An 18,628-nucleotide genomic window follows, 5' to 3' on the forward strand; every position below is an offset into this window, starting at 1 on the left:
GCCCTCATACTGCGGCTTCCTCGGCGGTATCTTCTGCCTGCGGTTCCACAAAATCGATGTCGTTGCGAACCCAGAAGAACCGGAATCCGCAACTGCGCAGCCATTTCTCAAGCCGATCAAGGCTGGACCACTCCCGCCGCAGCCCGCGCGTGGATTCGACCAGCGCCCATTGGCCATCGACCAGAAAGTATACAGTCCAAGTATTGGGATGCGCCGAGTGGTTGGCAAAGCCGCCGCTGATCACCTCACGCGCCGTGCGAACGGCGACCGGATAGTCGCCGATGCGACCCTCAGCCGCGAGAATGGCCAGATCGTTTTGACGGATCGTGAATGTGGGAAGGGGGGCGTCGTTCATGCAGCCTCGATCTGCGCCGCGTCCAGCAGCGCTTTTCGCCGTTCACTGATATCCGCTGGCTTCAGGTTTTCGACGCGGGTCGCCAACGTCCAGACATGACCGAACGGATCGGCAATCGTGGCGCAGCGTTCACCCCAATAGGTGTCCGCCGCCTCAGCGATCAGGCTGGCACCGCTTTCCAACGCGACTGCAAGGGCAGTGTCCACATCTTCGACATACATATGATGCCCAATCGGAGTGACTGTGCCCGGAATGGCGGGGCCGTGCGCACCCCATCCGGCGGTGACAAACAGCATCGAGTTGCCGATCTTGATCGAGGCAAAGCCGGGGGCCTCATCCGCATCATAGGCCTGTATCTTCGCATCAAAGGCGCTTTCGTAGAAAGTTAGCGCGGCATCGACGTCGGCGACGGCAAGCGATGCGGTGCAGGTGCGATAGCCACGTGGCAGAGTGGCAGGTTTCTTTTTCATTCCGGTACTCTCTGAATTGGGCGGCGGACACCCTGGATTATCTGCAGGAATTTCCCGCACTATGCATCATACTGTGGATCAAACCAGGAGATACTGCAACACTATGATGCATAGTGCTAAAATTTCTGCCGTGATGCTTAGAATGTAGGCGGAGTACAGGCGCTGATGACCCGGCAAACTTCGGGGCCGACCTGCCTGAACCGGTGCGGGGTGCGACTGTCGAAATAATAAGCATCGCCTGGTCCCAGTACCTTGCGCTTATCGCCCACGGTCACCTCCACCCGACCCGAGATGACAATACCGCCCTCTTCCGCCTCATGCCCGTACATCACGCGACCGGTGTCAGCCCCTAACTCGTAAGTTTCCTGCAAGATCATCATAGCGCGACCATGAAGGTTTGATCCTACCTGCCGCAGAGACAGCCCACCCTTTCCGATCTCAGTAAGTTCTTCTGAGGCGTAAAACACGGTCTGCTCAGGTTCGATTTCGAAGGAAAAGAAATCGGACATGCCAATCGGTATGCCTTGCAGAATACGCCGTAACGCACCAACCGATGGATTCATCTTGCCCGACTCGATCAGTGAGATGGTTGAGTTCGGCACATCCGACTTCTTGGCCAGCGCCCGCTGAGATAAGCCTGCACGCTCTCGCAAGGTTCGCAGGCGCAATCCGAGGGTCAAATCCTCTTGGCTGGTGTTCTTCATGTTCAGTATCCGCAACACTTGATCCTGCCGGGACGGTAAATCAATGGCTTATGAATCACAAGAAACAGGCTTTCGCTTGCAGGCGCAGATACTACAGTCGCGCAGTCAAACATACGGGCACCGCGCCCGGAAACGGGAAAGGACGCAAGATGCTGAACGCTCAGATTGCTGAACGCCGGAATACCTCGATCGCGCAAGGCGTGGGGATGCAAACGCAAGTCTATGTGGACCGTGCCGTGAATTCCGAGGTCTGGGATGTCGAAGGCAAACGCTATATTGATTTCGCCGCAGGCATCGCCGTTGTGAACACCGGGCATTGCCACCCCAAGGTGATGGAGGCTGTTCAGAAACAGGCCGCGAACTTCACCCATACCTGCCATCAGGTTCTGCCTTATGAGAACTACATCCGCCTGGCCGAGCGCCTGAACGAGAAGGTGCCTGGCGACTTCACCAAGAAAACCGTCTTTGTCACTACAGGTGCCGAGGCGGTCGAGAATGCCGTCAAGATCGCGCGTGCTGCCACTGGCCGCCCGGCTGTAGTGGCCTTTGGCGGCGCTTTTCACGGCCGCACCTTCATGGGCATGTCGCTGACCGGCAAGGTTCAGCCCTATAAAGCGGGCTTCGGCGCGATGATGCCCGATACCTATCACGTCCCGTTCCCGATCGATCTGCATGGCACCTCGACCGAAGATTCGCTGGGTGCTTTGACTAAACTGTTCAAGGCCGATCTCGATCCGGGCCGGGTGGCCGCGATCATCATCGAACCGGTCCAGGGCGAAGGTGGCTTCTACCCCGCTCCGGCTGAGTTGATGCGTGGTCTGCGCGCGCTTTGCGACGAACATGGCATCGTTCTGATTGCCGATGAGGTACAGACCGGCTTTGCGCGCACTGGCAACCTGTTCGCGATGGACGCTTATGACGTCTCTGCTGATATCACCACCATGGCCAAAGGTCTGGCCGGTGGTCTGCCGCTGGCCGCCGTCACCGGTCGTGCCGAGCTGATGGACGCCGCGCACCCGGGTGGTTTGGGCGGAACCTATGGCGGCAACCCGCTGGGGATCGCCGCCGCCCATGCTGTGATGGATGTGATCGAGGAAGAAGACCTGTGCACGCGCGCCAATGAGCTGGGCTCGCGCTTGAAACAGCGTCTGGAATCGATCCGTTCCCGCACGCCCGAGATCGTAGATATTCGTGGTCCGGGCCTTATGGTTGCGGCCGAGTTCAACACGACCGACGGCAGCGCCCCAAATCCCGATATGGCAAACGCCATACGGGTCGAGGCATTGAAGCGTGGATTGATCCTGCTGACATGTGGCGTATATGGGAACGTAATTCGTTTCCTCGCGCCGTTGACGGTGCAGGACGAAATCTTCGCCGAGGCCATGGATATCCTCGAAGCCTCGATCGACGCTGCCAAAGGAGCCTGAACATGCTGGATACCAAAGTGACCAAGCTGGAGCTGAAAGATCCCAGCCTTCTGGAACCCCGCGCCTATATCAACGGTGAATGGGTCGAAGGTGAGGCAACGTTCCCTGTCTACAACCCTGCAACCGGTGATCTGATCGCCAATGTGACAGATGTCAGCATCGAAGGCACAACACAGACCATTGATGCAGCTTACGCTGCGAAGAAGGAATGGGCTGCTCAGACTGGCAAGGAACGCGCCGCCATTCTGCGCAAATGGTTCGACCTGATGGTCGAAAACGCAGACGATCTGGCAACCATCCTGACCGCCGAGATGGGTAAACCCTGGCCCGAGGCGCGCGGTGAAATCCTATATGGCGCGTCCTTTATCGAGTGGTTCTCGGAAGAGGCCAAGCGTGTTTACGGCGACGTCATCCCCGGCCACCAGCGCGACAAGCGCATCGTGGTGCTGAAGCAGCCCGTGGGCGTAGTGGGATCAATCACGCCTTGGAATTTCCCCAACGCGATGATCGCGCGCAAAGTTGGCCCGGCGCTGGCCGTGGGCTGTACTTTTGTGGCGCGCCCAGCGACGTTGACGCCGCTGTCGGCGACGGCGATGGCGGTTTTGGGTGAACGTGCGGGTATACCAGCGGGCGTGTTCAACGTGATCCCGGGCACAGACAGCTCGGGCGTTGGTAATGAGCTTTGCACCAATGACAAGGTCGCCAAGATCACCTTCACCGGCTCGACCCGTGTAGGACAGATCCTGATGCGTCAGGCGGCGGGCACCATCAAGAAGATGTCGCTGGAACTGGGCGGTAACGCACCATTCATCGTCTTTGACGATGCCGATGTGGATGCCGCCGTGGATGGCGCGATGATCGCGAAGTTCCGCAACAATGGCCAGACCTGCGTCTGTGCCAACCGCATCTATGTGCAGGCGGGCGTCTATGACGAGTTTGCTGCCAAGCTGGCCGAGAAGACAAAATCTTTGAATGTCGGCGACGGCTTTGGCGACGGCATCACCACAGGTCCCCTGATCAATCAGGCGGCGGTCGACAAAGTTGAAGAACATATATCGGACGCGGTTTCCAAAGGGGCGACTGTAACGCTGGGCGGCAAGCGCTCGGAACTGGGTGGGACATTCTTTGAACCCACCGTTCTGACTGGCGTAACCCGCGACATGGTTGTGGCAAAGGACGAAACCTTCGGCCCCGTCGCTCCGCTGTTCAAATTCGAGGAAGAAGACGACGTCGTCAACATGGCCAATGACAGCGAGTTCGGCCTGGCCTCGTATTTCTACAGCCGCGATCTGGCGCGCGTCTGGCGTGTGGCCGAGGCGCTGGAATCGGGCATGGTGGGCATCAACACTGGCCTGATCTCGACCGAAGTCGCCCCGTTCGGCGGTGTCAAACAATCCGGTCTAGGCCGTGAGGGTTCGAAATACGGGATCGAGGATTTCCTTGAGATGAAGTATCTCTGCATGGGTGAAATTCAGTAAGCGCCTCGTGCCTCGAAAATTCAACGCACTCGCAGTCCGCTGCGGGTGCGTTTTTCGTTTCAGACCGATGCGTGCCCGCGCAGACGGAACACCAACGGCATCATCACCAAGACCAGAGCCGCCGAGAAAAAGAACGGTGCGCCGGGCAGATAAGTGCCTTCGCCATCGACCGACGCCTGAAAGATGCCGGTCATCACCAAAGGCGACAGAACCGCAGCGACAGAAGACAGTGACGCGATGACTCCCTGCACCACGCCCTGCCGGTCTTCGTCCGCCTGGTTCGAGGCCATAGCCGTGATCAAGGCAGGCACGAGGTCGGACAGCGCGGCAAGCAGAATAAAGATGACAAGGGCCGTAACCGTTACGGTAAACCCAAAGCCGATCATTCCGACCAATGCCGATACCATCCCCAGCAGCAGGGTTCGGTAATCGCCGATCCAGCGAATGAAGACCGGCATCAGTCCGGCTTGGACGAAGGCCAACAGCACGCCGTATGCGGCCAGCGACAGGCCGATATACAGCGTGGACCAGCCAAACACCTCTCGTATCCAGAAGGCCCAGAGGGTGGGGTAGACCATGTTGGCAAATTCAAAGATGAAAATGCACAGCAGCGGCACTGCCAGCCCCGGAAAGCGGAAGGCGTCAAAGATCGATTTGAACGGGTTCAGGTCGCGCTTGCCAAAGGGGCGGCGCTTTTCTGGTTTCAGGCTCTCGGGCAGGACGAAGACTCCGAACAGGGCGTTGGCGGCGGACAAGACCGCAGCGATCCAGAACGGCGCAGTAATGCTGATCCCGGCAGCGATGCCGCCGATGGCCGGGCCAAGCACAAACCCAATCCCGAAGGCCGCCCCGATCAGACCGAAATTCGCCGCCTTCTCAGTCGGTGAGGATATGTCAGCGATGTAAGCCGTTGCGGTAATATAGGTCGCCCCCGCAAGCCCCGCGAGCGTTCGTCCCAGAAGAAGCAGCCAGAATGTTTCGGCCAGCGCCATAATCACATAATCCAGCGCCAACATGGTCAGTGCTGCGATCAGGATCGGCCTGCGCCCGACCGCATCTGAAATGCTGCCGACAATGGGTCCGCACAGGAACAGCGCCCCGGCATAGGCGGCCATCAGCAGCCCACCCCAAAAGGCCCCTTGTCCGGTATTGCCCGCACCGACGCGATCCATCAGATCGGGCATGATCGGGAACACGATGCCAATACCGATGGCATCGATCATCAGTGTGATCAGAATGAAGGTTATTGCGCGGCTTTTGAACATACCGCCCTATCGGACGAGTACGCTGTTAAAGCAAGAGAAAAGGGCTGTGTGGTACAATTGTCCAGCAGCCCTTTTCCAGTTCATGTTTATTGGCCCAATGCCACGCCTTCGCGACGAGGATCAGCAGCGCCGATCAACTGCCCGTCCTTGATCAGGATGGCATGCAACCCGCTGTTGAGATCGACTTCTTTCACCTCATGACCTTTGGCGGTCAGAGCATCTGCGAATTCGGCAGCGGATGTTCCCTGCTCAAGATCCATCGCAGACCCGTTGCGATGCACGAAATGCCCGGTTTCGATGGCATCCTGCGGGTCCATTTCCCAATCCAGGATCGCAATGATCGTTTTGGCCACATAGTTGATGATGCGGCTACCACCGGGTGAACCGATCAGCAGATAGGGCTCACCATCCTTCATCACGATAGTTGGTGACATCGAACTGCGCGGGCGTTTGCCACCCTCAACGCGGTTGGCCACCAGACGGTCGCCATCCTTTGGTGCGCGGTCGAAATCGGTGAGTTCGTTGTTCAGCAGGAAACCCCGCACAAAAACCCGGCTGCCAAAGGCGGTCTCAATAGTGGTCGTCATCGACAGCGCGTTGCCGTACTGATCTCGGATCACGATATGGCTGGTGCCGGGACGACCCGGGTTTTGCGAGGGCGCAAACAGGGCGGTGTGATCACGTGGCGGCTCACCTGCCTGACGCTTCTCGCTGGCTGCAGCAGGGTCGATCATCTCCGAGCGCAGCTTTAGATAGTCCGCGTCCAGCAGACCCTTGACCGGTACATCGATAAAATCGCCGTCGGCCATGTAAAGCGCGCGGTCGGCATAGGCCAGCTTGGCGGCCTCGGCATAGAGATGCGCCATCTCGGCGTTCCAACCGGTGCCTTCGAGGTCGAAGTTGCTGAGGATCCCCAGAATCTGGCCCACGGTCAGACCACCCGAGGTGGGCGGACCCATTCCGCAGACATCGTAGCCGCGATAATCGGCGCAGACGGCGGGGCGGATTTTGACGCGGTAGTCGGCCAGATCTTCAAGCGTGATGTTGTTTTCCACCTTGGATGTGGCATCCACTGCCGCCACGATATCTTCGGCGATGGGGCCGCTATAGAAGGCGCCTGCGCCCTGATCGGCCAGAATGCGCAGGGTTTCGGCAAACTCGGGGTTCCGTAGTAAGGTTCCAGCCTGCAGCGGCGTGTCATCTTCGTTGAAGAAATACGCTTTGCCCGCCGGGAACACACCGACTGAGCGCTCACGTTCAATCGTGCTTTGGATCGAGTTTGCCATGCGGGGCGAAACCTCAAACCCCTGCTCGGCCTGATCGATGGTAGACTGGAACAGCGAGGCCCAGTCTTTCTTGCCATAGAGGTTATGGGTCACTTCCATCAGGCGCAGAATGCCCGGAACGCCAACAGATTGTCCGCCTACAACAGCTTCGGGCCACGGCATCTTTTCACCGTCCGGTAACAGAAACCGTTCAGGCGTGGCTTTCGCAGGGGCTTTTTCACGCGCATCAAAGGTGGTCAGAGTTTTAGCCGACGCATCCCAATACAGCATGAACGCACCACCGCCGATGCCCGATGATTGCGGTTCAACCAGATTGAGCATCAGCTGCACGGCAATCATCGCATCTGCGGCTGTGCCACCTGCGGCCAGCACATCATATCCGGCTTTGGCAGCAATGGGATTGGCGGCCGAGACCATGAACTCGGTGCCAGTCACCGAGTTTTTGTCCTCCCAACCATAGCCATATTCCGGCGCAGGGTCCTGCGCATTGGCCGCGCAAGCGACAACACCCAACGCCAGAACGGCGCCGGTTTTCGTGAATGTCTTCATCATAGAAATCTCCCGGTAAGGATCTGCGAGATTGGCTACTAAGTAACGAACTTCAAATGGCAGATTCTCAGCTTAAATCCGATCGATTTACCGCACAACATATACTGACGTGTGCGAATGCCTCACGACCCGCGCCGCATTCGGACCGAGCAAATAGTCTTTCAAGTCAGGCTTATGCGCGCCGATCACGATCAAGTCCGAGCCCGCGCCTTCCGCGGTTTTGAGGATCTCCTGATAGGCGCTGCCAGTTGCCACCACATGACGGACCTTGGCGTTGCGCTCTTCCCCCAGCGTGGCGGCGCAGAGGGCGACCAGCTTTTCATGAGCCTCTTCAATCACCTTTTCGTGGTGGTGGGGCTCGAAGAAACTGCTGACGAAACCTTCGCCATAGTCGGGTGTCACGGTCACGACATCCAGCCGCGCGCCATCCATTTCGGCCAGCGCTGCGGCGCGTTCAAGGACAGCAACATCAAGATCGCCATTGCTGATATCCACGGCGCACAGAATTGCTTGGGTCATGCGGGTTCTCCCTGTTTTGCGGCACGGCCACGCTGGAGGAAGGCGACAAGACCCAACAGGATCAGCGCCGGGATAAAGATCAGCTCTTTCGCGGGCTGGCTTTGCGGGGCCTGAATGCTGGTGATGCGAACGGCATCGTCAGCATAATAGTCGAACATATCCAGCTCATCCGCGACCGGCGTACCGAACATCGGCTCGTCGAGTTTGACCAGACCATCCTCTTCCAGCGTCATCAGGCCCAGAGCGTCAATGCGTGCTGTGCCGTCGGCCCCTTCCGGAATATCCAGAACCACGGTGGTTTCGGTCATGTTGCCAGTGTCAAAGTCCGGACCTGCGACCTCAATCCGCATGGTGCTGCCGGGTGCGGCCTCACCCACGGCCTGTGTCAGCTGTGCCGGTTCGATCTGCGCAAAGGGCGGTGCGATGCGGTTCATGAAGAAATCCGGACGGAACAGCGCAAAGGCGATCAGAATCAGCGCCACGCTTTCATAGATGCGGTTCTTGGTCAGGAACCAGCCCATGGTACCTGCGGTGAAGATCAGGATCGCGATGGTCGCAGAGACGGCCACCAAGATGCCCTGTACCCAGCCCACATCGATCAGCAACAGATCGGTGTTGAAGATGAACACGAAAGGCAGTGCCACGGTGCGCAAGCTGTAGAAGAAGGCGGTGAAACCGGTCTTAATCGCATCCCCACCAGAAACGGCGGCGGCCGCAAAGCTCGCCAGACCCACGGGCGGTGTCACATCAGCCATGATGCCGAAGTAGAAGACGAACAAGTGCACCGCGATCAGCGGCACGATCAGCCCATCCTGCGCGCCCAGTTCGACAACCACACCCGCCATCAGCGAGCTGACGACGATGTAGTTCGCCGTGGTCGGCAGGCCCATTCCGAGGATCAGGCTGAGAAGACCGACCAGCGCCAGCATGGCGATCAGGTTGCCACCCGACAGGAACTCGACCAGATCAGCCATCACTTGGCCCACGCCGGTCAGCGTCACAGTACCAACGATCACACCCGCGGTGGCGGTCGCCAGCGCGATACCGATCATGTTGCGCGCGCCGTCAATCAGGCCGTTCCACAGATCAACAACACCGGCCATGAAGGCATTCGCAGTGTCACTTTCACCCCGGAAGATCGACTTGAGCGGTTTCTGCGTCAGCAGGATCACGAACAACAGCGAAGTCGCCCAGAAGGCTGATAGGCCCGGTGATTTCTGTTCGATCATCAGGAAATAGACCAACACGATGATCGGTAGCAGGTAATGCAGACCGGCCTTGTAGATTTCGGCAATTACCGGCAGTTCAACCTCTTTGGCATTAGGATCGTCAGGCACCAAGTCCTCTACTCCGGAAGCCAGCCAAAGCAGGATCAGATAGGCCAAAACGATCAGCGCCGACAGGACCAGACCCGACGCATCGGGCATGAGCGCGACAATCGCTTTGATCGGGTACTGGATGCCATAGCACAGCCCGGCAAAGCCCACGAAGAACAGCGCCATTCCACCGATTGTGCGCCCCATCGAAACGACGCGGTCGCCCAGCGTCGGCATGTTCCGCTTCACCGCTTCAAGATGCACAATGTAGACCAGCGCGATGTAGGAAATCGCAGCAGGCAGGAAGGCGTGGGTGATCACCTCAACGTATGAGATGCCCACATATTCCACCATCAGGAAGGCAGCAGCGCCCATCACCGGTGGCATGATCTGGCCGTTCACGGATGAAGCGACCTCAACCGAGCCCGCTTGTTCGCTGGAAAAGCCCACACGCTTCATCAGTGGGATAGTGAAGGTGCCGGTCGTGACAACGTTCGCAATGGACGAGCCCGAGATCAGGCCGGTCGCCGCAGAACCAACAACAGCCGCTTTGGCCGGGCCACCGCGCAGGTGCCCCAGCGCGCCAAAGGCCATCTTGATAAAGTAGTTGCCCGCGCCCGCCTTATCCAAAAGCGCGCCGAACAGCACGAACAGGAAGACGAACTTGGTCGACACGCCCAGCGCGATGCCAAAGACACCTTCGGACGTGATCCACATATGGCTCATCGCCTTTTGCAGGCTGGCACCTTTCCAGCGGATCACCTCGGGCACCCACTCGGAGGAACCAAAGAAGACGTAGGCCAGAAAGATCGTGGCGATGATCGCCATTGCCGGGCCAAGCGCGCGACGCGCGGCCTCGAACAACAGCAGCAGGCCAACAAGGGCAAACCACTTGTCCGTATCGTCTGCCAGCCCCCCGGCATCGACGATCTTTTGATAGAAGAAATAACCATAAAGCGCCAGAAATGCGCCCACGATCCCCATGATCCAATCCTGAATCGGGATGTAGTTCCGCGGGCTGGATTTCAGTGCCGGATAGGCCGAAAAGGCCAGGAACATCGCAAAGGCCAGATGAATCTGGCGTGAGTTGTTCACTACACTGCCCGGCAGCAGATAATTCGATAGGGGAGAGGCCAGAACGACCTGGAACACCGACCACAAAACCGCAACGATCGCCAGAAACAGCCCGACATTTCCCGCCGGATCACGCGCGCCTGCATCTGATGAGGCAACCAGTTCCTGAAGCTCTTCTTCGGAAAGAGGGCGATTGCCCTGTGTGTCGGAACTCATGTTGGTATCTCCCTGTCCTTCGGCCTTGGTTTTTACGGCCGTCTTGTCTCCGGTTTAGCCCGGATATGAATCGGGGCGCCCCGAAAGGCGCCCCGTGTCAGGTCTGGTTACTGAATCCAGCCTTTTTCTTTGTAGTACTTCTCAGCACCCGGATGCAGCGGTGCCGACAGGCCGTCCGCAATCATCTCTTCTGGTTTCAGGTTGGCAAATGCCGGGTGCAGCTTTTTGAAGTCATCGAAGTTCTCGAAGACCGAGCTGACAACCGCATAAACCGCGTCTTCCGACACGTCAGCCGAAGTCACGAAGGTTGCACCAACACCAAATGTCGAGGTGTCACCATCCGAACCGCGGTACATGCCACCGGGGATGGTTGCGGTACGGTAGAACGAGTTGTCGCCCACCAGCTTGTCAACCGCGTCACCACTGACATTCACCAGAACCGAGTCGCACGCGGTGGTGGCTTCCTGGATCGAACCCGAGGGGTGACCAACGGTGTAAACCATCGCGTCGATCTGGTTGTCGCACAGGGCAGCCGACTGTTCAGCCGCCTTCAGCTCGGTCGCCAGTTCGAAATCGTCTGTGGTCCAACCCATTTCGCCCAGCAGCACTTCCATGGTGCCGCGCTGACCGGAACCGGGGTTGCCGATGTTGACGCGCTTGCCCTTCAGGTCTTCGAAATTCGAGATACCCGCGTCGGCACGCGCCACAACCGTGAACGGCTCTGGGTGTACCGAGAACACGGCACGCAGGTTCTCAAACGGGCCGGCTTCTTCGAATTTCGAGCTGCCGTTGAATGCGTGGTACTGCCAGTCCGACTGTGCCACCCCAAACTCAAGCTCGCCTTCGCGAATGGTGTTGATGTTGTAAACCGACCCCCCAGTCGACTCCACCGAACACCGGACCCCGTGCTCTTTCCGGCCCTTGTTGACCAGACGGCAGATCGCGCCACCCGTCGGGTAATAGACACCCGTAACGCCGCCAGTTCCGATCGTGATAAATTCTTCAGCATATGCCGCTGGTGCCATCAGGGCCGCCGCGGCAAATGCGGTGATTGAGGTTTTCTTGAACACTTTGACACTCCTGTTGTCAGTCTTTTTTGATCTGTGGGGTGCCTGAAACCTTTCAGAACACAACAGAAAAAATCGCACTGGAATCAGGCCCCCCGATGATAAAGAGGAAAGCGAAACCAAACAGCAGGTGTCTATACGGTAGATTACGTATAGGCTTGGATTTAGATATAAGGGAAAGAGGGTAACTGATCACATTCTGTGACTGTGATACCGACCCGTGCAGAAGGTCGTTTGGACAAGAATTGAACTACGCAGGGCAACAAGAAATACGCCAGGACCACACTGAGCCAGCCCGCAGGCGAAGATCGCTGCGCGCCACGCTTGCGCTGTGTTTGGGCGGGCTGCAGTTCATCGCCATCCTTTCGGTGATCCTGTCGACCTTTGTCAGCTCGGAGAACGCGCTGTTGCGGCAATCCCGAACATCGCTGAACGAAGTCAGTGTCAATGTCATCGGCCAAGTCAAAAGTTTTCTGAACCCCGCCCGGCAGGCCTTGGATGCAACTCGGCGACTTGCTGAAAATGACGTACTGGATATCAGCGATCCTGGCGTATTGGAAAGCCATTTTTTTCAGCAGCTACAGGTCGCGCCTCAACTCGCAGGGATGTATCTGGCCGATGCGACGGGCAGGTTTGTCTATGTCATGCGCGCGGAAGAGCCCGGACGCTATCGCACCAAGTTCGTTCCGCCATTCCTGCCCGGCACCGCGGAACATCCCGCCGATTTCCAATGGCGCAACGATCAGTTCACATTGCTGGAAACGGCCACTACCCAGACTGACACCTATGAGGCGCGCACCCGGCCTTGGTTCAGAATGGTGACCGAAGCCAAAGCACCGATCTGGACAGAGCCTTATATCTTCTTCACCACGCGCCAGCCGGGGATCACTTATAGTGTCCCCATATTGGACGATACCGGAGATATCCGTGCCATTTTGGGTGTCGATATCCAGATCGACGCCCTGTCGGGATTCCTGCTGGACATCTGGTCGGAACGACGCGGTGCCGCGCTGGTTCTGAACGAAAATGGCGCGGTGCTGGCGCATCCAACGCTGGTGCTGATCCGGCAGGAAGCACATATGGAAGCGCCCGAGCTGACGCGTGTGGACCAAATCGCAGACCCCATCGCGCAAAAGGCGTTCGGAGATGTCGTGCAAACCGGTCTGAGCGACACGGAAGGACCGGTTCATACCGATTTCCAGCTGAACGGTCAGGACTATGTGGCGATGCTGATCGAGGTGTCCGAGCCGGGGCTGCGTTGGTTGATCGGGCTTTATGCGGCCGAGGACAACTTTATTGGCGAGATCAAGAAGAACCGGACGCAAGGCGTCTGGATCGCGCTTGCCATTGCCATTCTGACCGGCGCAATTGGTTTGGCCATGGCCGACCGGATCTATGCCCCTGTGCGCACCTTCGCCAGCCAGAGCCAGCAATTGCGCAGCGGAGAGATCACCACCGAAGAAGGCCTGCACAGCCCCTATCGCGAGCTGGAAGATACCGGTGCGGCTTTGACTCAGGAAGTTCGGCAACGGCAACGGTTCGAAACCGCCTATGGCCGCACCTTCGATCTGGCCTCGCGCGGGATGGCGCAGATCTCGCCCGAAACGGGGCGGTTTCTGCGGACCAACGAACAGCTGTGCGATATCATGGGATATCAGCCGGATGAATTGGAGAAGATGACGCTGGCCGACATCCTGCCGGAAGACGAACAGCGGATCGCGGTCAAGTTCCGCGAAACCCTGCTGCAGGATTCCGAGTTCATCGCCGAGAACCAGTTTATCCGAAAAGACGGATCCCCCATCTGGTTGCGGGTCAATGCCATCCTCATCCGCGATGAAAGCGGGACCCCTGATCATGCGGTTGCCATTATCGACAACGTCAGCGATCGAAAGCAGGCCGAGGATGAAGTAAGCCGCCTCAGCCGCGATCTGTCCCATGTGGCACGGGTCAACCTGATGGGCGAGATGGCCTCGGGGCTGGCGCATGAGCTGAACCAACCGCTAAGCGCGATTTCCTATAATGTCGACGCCGCGAAGATCACGCTGGATGAAATCGGCGATCCCGATCCTGAGGTTATAGAAATCCTTTCGGATATCGACCGCCAGTCGCGCCGTGCGGGCGACATCATCCGCGCCCTGCGTGATGTGGTGCGTAAGGATCGCGGACGTCAGACTCCGTTTGAACTGAACGGGCTGATCCGGCAAACCGTCAGCCTGATGGACGCCGAGGCGAAGTTACACGAGATCAAGCTGCTTTATGAAGAAACCGACCTTCCTCTTGTCATCGGAAACCGGACGCAAATCGCTCAGGTTCTGGTTAACCTGTTGCGCAACGCGATCGACGCCCTGGCCCTGGAACCGGATGGCAAGGGTAAAATCACCATCACTACAAAGACCAGCGATGAACTGGTCGAGGTGCGGGTTGAGGATAATGGGCCCGGGATTAGCGATGGTGTCACCTTGTTCAACTCGTTTGACACCCAGAAGACCGACGGGATGGGGCTGGGCCTGTCCATTTGTCGGACCATCGTCAAAGCCAATGACGGAGCCATTTGGTACGAGCCTACTGAGACGTCCGGGGCGCGCTTCTGTTTCACCCTGCAGCGCCGCGATCAGCCCAAGGAGGATCACGCATGACCTTTGAGCCGCTGGTCGTCTATATCGTCGATGACGATGAAGATGTGCGCGTCGCCTTATCTCGGTCGCTCAGCAAACGCGGACTACGGGTCGAGCATTTTGCCGATGCGCAGACATTTCTGAATCAGGTGCATGAGGACGCAAAAGGTTGCCTGATCCTGGACTATGGCATGCCCGGCATGGACGGGCTGGAATTGCAGGAACATCTGAACCGGCGCGAGTCGACCATACCGGTCATTTTCATCTCGGGTCATGGCGGCATTCCGGAATCCGTGCGGGCCACCAAGGCGGGTGCAATTGATTTTCTGGAAAAACCCTTTGACCTGCAGGTGCTGATCGAACGGATACAGGCCGCGTTTGAAATAGGCGACCGTCTGCGCGCCGAGAAATCGCGACGTCAGATGCTTGCGGACAAGCGCAGACTTTTGACCGACCGCGAGGAGCAGGTCCTGCAACATATTCTGACCCACCCCGCGCGCACGTCGAGCAAGGAGATCGCAACTGCCTTGGGTATCAGCCCGCGCACGGTAGAAATTCATCGCGGGCGCATCCAGCAGAAGGTCGGCGTGAAGACCACGATAGAGCTGTATGAACTGTTCGGGCAGATGCAATGATCGCAAGCCTGATGATGTATGCCCGCCCTCAGCTTGATGAGGCACATCTGCGATACTGGAACCTCATCCGTGACAATCTGAACCGCGCCGGGATCGAGAGCCCTGAGCATCTGTCGCAGGACGCCGAGGAATTCTCGATCTGGCAGCACCCGGAACTGGTGCTGAGCCAGACTTGCGGCATGCCGTACCGGACATGGCTACACGATAAGGTCGCGTTGGTTGGCACGCCAGACTATGGTCTCGACGGGTGCCCGCCCGGCTATTACCGCAGTGCTCTGGTCGTGCGCGCCGATGATCCACGCACAAATCTGATGGCGTTTCGGGAAGCGGTGTTCGCTTACAACCAGACATTTTCGCAATCTGGCTACGCCGCGCCTTATTGGCATCTTGAGCCGCATGGCTTCTGGTTCAAGCACCGTGTGCAAACCGAAGGTCACCTGAAGTCGGCGCATGCCGTTGCGGAAGGTCACGCCGATATCGCCGCCCTTGATGCGGTTTCTTGGCGATTGATGGCTGAGTATGAAGAGTTTGCCGCATCTCTGCGGGTGTTGGAGTGGACGGACCCGACCCCTAGCCTGCCATTGATCACTGCGGAGGGTAACGATCAGCAAGCGATTTTTACAGCGGTTGAACGGGCAATTGCGCAGTTGGATGACGCGGATCGTACTGCCTTGGGGATCAAAGGTCTCGTGAGGATTCCGGCCGAGCGTTATCTGGACGTGCAGAACCCGCCGGGATCGGTTTAGTCGTCTTGTGTGCCGGTGTCGCCGACGACAGCCGATAGCACATAATGGCTTTGGTCGTCCTTGATCAAAATCGGTGGGCCGGGTTGTTTAAGCTGCGGAACGACGCTTTCAACGCCGAGACCGCGCGTTAGGTCTGTCGCGCGACTTCCTCCGAGACCGGCTCGGCCTTTCCCTCGATCAAGTCCTCTTCGACCGGCTCTTCAAGTGACTCTTCAGCACTTTCTTCAGGTTCCTCTGCCTCTTCAGCCTCTGATTGATCCTCAAGCGCGCCAACGATCAGAGGCAGCATGTGCACACCCGTCGCACTAGCAATCTCGGGCGTCTGAGGCGTCTGCCAGCTGAGCGTATCGAAGCTGCCGCAGTTCTGGCATACCGGTCCCCATTCAGGCTGAATGTCGTGGCAATTGGTGCAGACCCATTGCGGCCCGCGCGGTGCGTTCAACGCCTTGGCCAGCCAACCCTGAACCACCGCGTCCGAGGCGCCCTCGCCCCGTTCAATCGCAGCCATCAGCGTGTAGGCCCGTGCATCCCCCTGCTTTTCGACAACATCACCCAGCGCGCGTCGCGCTTCGGGGAAGTCTTCGGCTACGATGTTCAGCTCGGCCAAAATCAGGCGTGTTTCCATATTATCTGAATGAATGCGGGTCAAAGCGGTGAACCGCTTGATCCGCTGTTCAGGTGTTTCGTCTGGCACAATCTCGGCAAAGGCATGGGCCAGATCGGGGTGAGGTTGTACTTCCCACGCCTTTTTCAGAATCTTGGTGGCTGCACGCGGTTTGCCCTTTTCGATATAGGCACGCGCGGCCATGGCGGCTGCTGGGACAAGATCGGGTGAAAGGCGGTTTGCCTCAATCGCATGTTCCTGCTGTTCGACCGTCGCCGTGTCGTCCAGCAGCACTTTGGCCTCGGACAAAGCCAGGACTGCGTCTCGCCGTTTGAACACGTCGCGCGGCAAGTACCCGGCCTTAAGCTTCGAGGTCAACGTGGACCGCGCACCGGCCCAATCCTGCGCTTTGGTCTGCAGGTTCAACAGCACATCCTGCGTTTCTTCGTGCCGGGGTTTGAGGGCCAGAGCCTTCTCGGCCAGCTTGCGCGCGGTTTCATCATCGCCTTCGGCCAGCTTTTGCTTCATGATCCCGCGCACACCGACAAATCGCGTGGCGTTGTTGGTGACCAGCTTCTTGTAAGTCTCGGACGCTTTCTTGGTATCGCCGGTCATCTCGGCTGCCTGCGCCACCAGCAAATTGGTCAGTTCCGGATTGTTCAGCAGCTTCTCGGCCTTATGAGCCTTGGTCATCGCCACGCGCCCCTCACCCGAGGCCAGCGCCATCAACCCGTCCGCCAGCGCCTGATATCCTCGCTTTTCCCGACTGCGATCGAAATAACGTGAAAGGGCGGTTTCATCACCGTTTAGGAATTTCAGCGTGGCGATCAGCAGCGTAAGCAGCTTGAAGAACAACCAGACCGCAAACACCAGCACGCCCAGCGCGATCACTGATTGCAGCGGGCCCAGTGTGTATTCGGTGCCTGCGACGGTGATCTGCACGCCGCCGGATGATTCCATCAAGAACCCAGCACCCATGGCCAGCAGGCCGATAATCGCAACAAAAACAAGGATCTTTAACAATGACCACAGCATGGCAGGTCCTTCAGTTCGAGTTCAGGCTTGAAGCAAGCGTATTTGCGGCCTCGACGGCAGAGGCCCGTGTCTGCGCCGCCTGCTCCCAATCCGCCAATGCGGTCTGCGCCGCTTCGGGCAGGGATTTCAATTCGGTCAGCGCCTTTGAGACATCACCATCTGCCAACGCTGCCTGAGCACGCGACAGGACCGCGTCCGGATCGTCGCCCTCTTGCGGGGTCACCGACCGCGCGCCTGTCTGGCGCTGCAAGAAAGCAACCAAGCCTGTGCCTTTATCGGCATCACGGGCATCCGCCAGTGCGACGCGGGCTGCGGGGGCAAACGAGCTGCGCAGCGCCGAAAGCGTCTCAACTCCGTCCTTCGAAGATGCAGCCAAAGCATCGGGCACATCGACACCACCGGCTTTCAGTTCAGAGACCAAATCTTCATAGGGTTGACCGGCATCCAATTGACCATGCAAACGCGACAGGATGGCAGCGTTGGTCGCCGCGCGCGCTTCGGCCGAAGCTTTAGCCTCTAAAGCCTTCGCGTCTGAGACCATCTTTTCCACTTCGCTACGCTGAGCGGCCAGAGAATCCTGTAGTTTCTTCAATTCTGCCTCGAACGCGGCTGTGGCCTCGGGCGAGACATTTGCTTCAAGCGGCTGCTTCTCAAGCGCGGTCAGGCGTTCCTCAAGCGGGTCGACCTTGCCGGTCAGGCCATCAACACTGCTCTTCACGGCAGACAGATCGCTTTCGACCGGAGCAAGCTTATCCGACAACGCCTTGATCTGATCTGACAAGCCCGAGGCATCGGGGCCTTCAGCAAGAGTTTTTGTCAGTTGGGCAATCTGATCGGATTGTTCCGCCAGCTTCGACTCGAGCGCGGAAATTGCGTCCGAGCTATCTGCTCCTTGAGACAATAACCCGCTGTTGCCTGCAGCAAATCCGAGGCCTGCAGCAATAACCCCGCCCAACAAAGCCGGAACAAACCCACCGCGTTTTTCGACTGTGCGTTCGATCACCTTTTCTTCGGTCGGCTCGGCCCTGTTCAGGGCTTCGGCTTCGGCTTCGGCTTCGGCTTCGGCTTCGGCTTCGGCTTCGGCTTCGGCTTCGGCTTCGGCTTCGGCTTCGGCTTCGGCTTCGGAAGTCAATTCGTCCGCAGCGTTATCCGCGTCAACGGATTTCTCATCCGAGACTGCATCACTTTCGGTCTCGGCGGCTTCTACCACCTCTTCGACGCTGGGGTCTTCGACCGGTTCCTGATCGGGTTTCTTCTTATCAGCCAC

15 protein-coding genes are annotated in these 18,628 nt (G+C 58.3%); 5 read left to right on the plus strand and 10 right to left on the minus strand.

Going from position 1 to position 18,628, the window contains the following annotated elements:
* Positions 1–4 precede the first annotated feature (4 nt).
* From ACR0DE_RS19250 to ACR0DE_RS19260, 3 genes are all read right to left on the minus strand, one after another.
* A complete protein-coding gene (locus tag ACR0DE_RS19250; RefSeq protein WP_170397963.1) occupies positions 5–355 on the minus strand; it encodes a hypothetical protein in 351 nt (116 codons plus the stop codon).
* A complete protein-coding gene (locus ACR0DE_RS19255; RefSeq protein WP_170397960.1) occupies positions 352–825 on the minus strand; it encodes a VOC family protein in 474 nt (157 codons plus the stop codon). The genes ACR0DE_RS19250 and ACR0DE_RS19255 overlap by 4 nt, the downstream gene beginning before the upstream one ends.
* Before the next feature lie 137 nt (positions 826–962).
* A complete protein-coding gene (locus ACR0DE_RS19260; RefSeq protein ID WP_170425413.1) occupies positions 963–1,529 on the minus strand; it encodes a cupin domain-containing protein in 567 nt (188 codons plus the stop codon).
* Positions 1,530–1,678: 149 nt separating this feature from the next.
* On the opposite strand from ACR0DE_RS19260, the gene ACR0DE_RS19265 reads away from it, so the two are divergent.
* Positions 1,679–2,956, plus strand: a complete 1,278-nt coding sequence (locus ACR0DE_RS19265) for a 4-aminobutyrate--2-oxoglutarate transaminase (protein WP_170397954.1) — start codon at positions 1,679–1,681, stop codon at positions 2,954–2,956.
* A gap of 2 nt (positions 2,957–2,958) precedes the next feature.
* Positions 2,959–4,434 carry an NAD-dependent succinate-semialdehyde dehydrogenase gene (locus ACR0DE_RS19270; protein ID WP_480754843.1) on the plus strand — a complete coding sequence of 492 codons (1,476 nt, stop codon included), beginning with the start codon at positions 2,959–2,961 and terminating at the stop codon, positions 4,432–4,434.
* A gap of 59 nt (positions 4,435–4,493) precedes the next feature.
* On the opposite strand, the gene ACR0DE_RS19275 is transcribed toward ACR0DE_RS19270, so the two are convergent.
* From ACR0DE_RS19275 to ACR0DE_RS19295, 5 genes are all read right to left on the minus strand, one after another.
* Positions 4,494–5,699, minus strand: a complete 1,206-nt coding sequence (locus ACR0DE_RS19275; protein WP_170407966.1) for an MFS transporter — start codon at positions 5,697–5,699, stop codon at positions 4,494–4,496.
* An 86-nt stretch (positions 5,700–5,785) separates the two neighbouring features.
* On the minus strand, positions 5,786–7,537 hold the full coding sequence (ggt, locus tag ACR0DE_RS19280) for a gamma-glutamyltransferase (RefSeq protein ID WP_480754845.1): 1,752 nt from the start codon (positions 7,535–7,537) through the stop codon (positions 5,786–5,788).
* An 84-nt stretch (positions 7,538–7,621) separates the two neighbouring features.
* The gene (locus tag ACR0DE_RS19285; protein WP_170397943.1) at positions 7,622–8,053 is read right to left on the minus strand and encodes a universal stress protein; all 432 of its coding nucleotides are present in this window, start codon (positions 8,051–8,053) and stop codon (positions 7,622–7,624) included.
* Positions 8,050–10,659, minus strand: coding sequence for a TRAP transporter permease (locus tag ACR0DE_RS19290; protein WP_170802459.1), 2,610 nt, complete (start codon positions 10,657–10,659; stop codon positions 8,050–8,052). Before ACR0DE_RS19290 ends, ACR0DE_RS19285 begins: the two co-directional genes overlap by 4 nt.
* A 107-nt stretch (positions 10,660–10,766) precedes the next feature.
* Positions 10,767–11,729, minus strand: a complete 963-nt coding sequence (locus ACR0DE_RS19295) for a TAXI family TRAP transporter solute-binding subunit (protein WP_170397937.1) — start codon at positions 11,727–11,729, stop codon at positions 10,767–10,769.
* Between the two features lie 242 nt (positions 11,730–11,971).
* Between ACR0DE_RS19295 and ACR0DE_RS19300 the strand changes: the two genes are divergently transcribed.
* The 3 genes from ACR0DE_RS19300 to ACR0DE_RS19310 are packed head-to-tail and all read left to right on the plus strand — an operon-like array spanning position 11,972 to position 15,722.
* Complete coding sequence (locus tag ACR0DE_RS19300; RefSeq protein ID WP_480754847.1) at positions 11,972–14,362, plus strand: ATP-binding protein; 2,391 nt, start codon at positions 11,972–11,974, stop codon at positions 14,360–14,362.
* Entirely contained in the window at positions 14,359–14,976 is a 618-nt protein-coding gene (locus ACR0DE_RS19305; RefSeq protein WP_170397932.1) for a response regulator transcription factor, read from the plus strand. Before ACR0DE_RS19300 ends, ACR0DE_RS19305 begins: the two co-directional genes overlap by 4 nt.
* Positions 14,973–15,722, plus strand: a complete 750-nt coding sequence (locus ACR0DE_RS19310) for a phosphate/phosphite/phosphonate ABC transporter substrate-binding protein (RefSeq protein WP_480754849.1) — start codon at positions 14,973–14,975, stop codon at positions 15,720–15,722. Before ACR0DE_RS19305 ends, ACR0DE_RS19310 begins: the two co-directional genes overlap by 4 nt.
* Before the next feature lie 127 nt (positions 15,723–15,849).
* Here the strand turns inward: ACR0DE_RS19310 and ACR0DE_RS19315 are convergent, their stop codons facing one another.
* Both ACR0DE_RS19315 and ACR0DE_RS19320 read right to left on the minus strand, forming a co-directional pair.
* The gene (locus tag ACR0DE_RS19315) at positions 15,850–17,361 is read right to left on the minus strand and encodes a heme biosynthesis HemY N-terminal domain-containing protein (RefSeq protein WP_480754851.1); all 1,512 of its coding nucleotides are present in this window, start codon (positions 17,359–17,361) and stop codon (positions 15,850–15,852) included.
* Positions 17,362–17,371: 10 nt separating this feature from the next.
* Complete coding sequence (locus tag ACR0DE_RS19320) at positions 17,372–18,628, minus strand: COG4223 family protein (protein WP_480754853.1); 1,257 nt, start codon at positions 18,626–18,628, stop codon at positions 17,372–17,374.

It is taken from the genome of Ruegeria sp. C10 (assembly GCF_056537805.1).

Coding starts and splice junctions, on each gene's coding strand:
- ACR0DE_RS19250 (WP_170397963.1), bottom strand. CDS start 355: ATGAACGACGCCCCCCTTCCCACATTCACGATCCGTCAAAACGATCTG.
- ACR0DE_RS19255 (WP_170397960.1), bottom strand. CDS start 825: ATGAAAAAGAAACCTGCCACTCTGCCACGTGGCTATCGCACCTGCACC.
- ACR0DE_RS19260 (WP_170425413.1), bottom strand. CDS start 1,529: ATGAAGAACACCAGCCAAGAGGATTTGACCCTCGGATTGCGCCTGCGA.
- ACR0DE_RS19265 (WP_170397954.1), top strand. CDS start 1,679: ATGCTGAACGCTCAGATTGCTGAACGCCGGAATACCTCGATCGCGCAA.
- ACR0DE_RS19270 (WP_480754843.1), top strand. CDS start 2,959: ATGCTGGATACCAAAGTGACCAAGCTGGAGCTGAAAGATCCCAGCCTT.
- ACR0DE_RS19275 (WP_170407966.1), bottom strand. CDS start 5,699: ATGTTCAAAAGCCGCGCAATAACCTTCATTCTGATCACACTGATGATC.
- ggt (WP_480754845.1), bottom strand. CDS start 7,537: ATGATGAAGACATTCACGAAAACCGGCGCCGTTCTGGCGTTGGGTGTT.
- ACR0DE_RS19285 (WP_170397943.1), bottom strand. CDS start 8,053: ATGACCCAAGCAATTCTGTGCGCCGTGGATATCAGCAATGGCGATCTT.
- ACR0DE_RS19290 (WP_170802459.1), bottom strand. CDS start 10,659: ATGAGTTCCGACACACAGGGCAATCGCCCTCTTTCCGAAGAAGAGCTT.
- ACR0DE_RS19305 (WP_170397932.1), top strand. CDS start 14,359: ATGACCTTTGAGCCGCTGGTCGTCTATATCGTCGATGACGATGAAGAT.
- ACR0DE_RS19310 (WP_480754849.1), top strand. CDS start 14,973: ATGATCGCAAGCCTGATGATGTATGCCCGCCCTCAGCTTGATGAGGCA.
- ACR0DE_RS19315 (WP_480754851.1), bottom strand. CDS start 17,361: ATGCTGTGGTCATTGTTAAAGATCCTTGTTTTTGTTGCGATTATCGGC.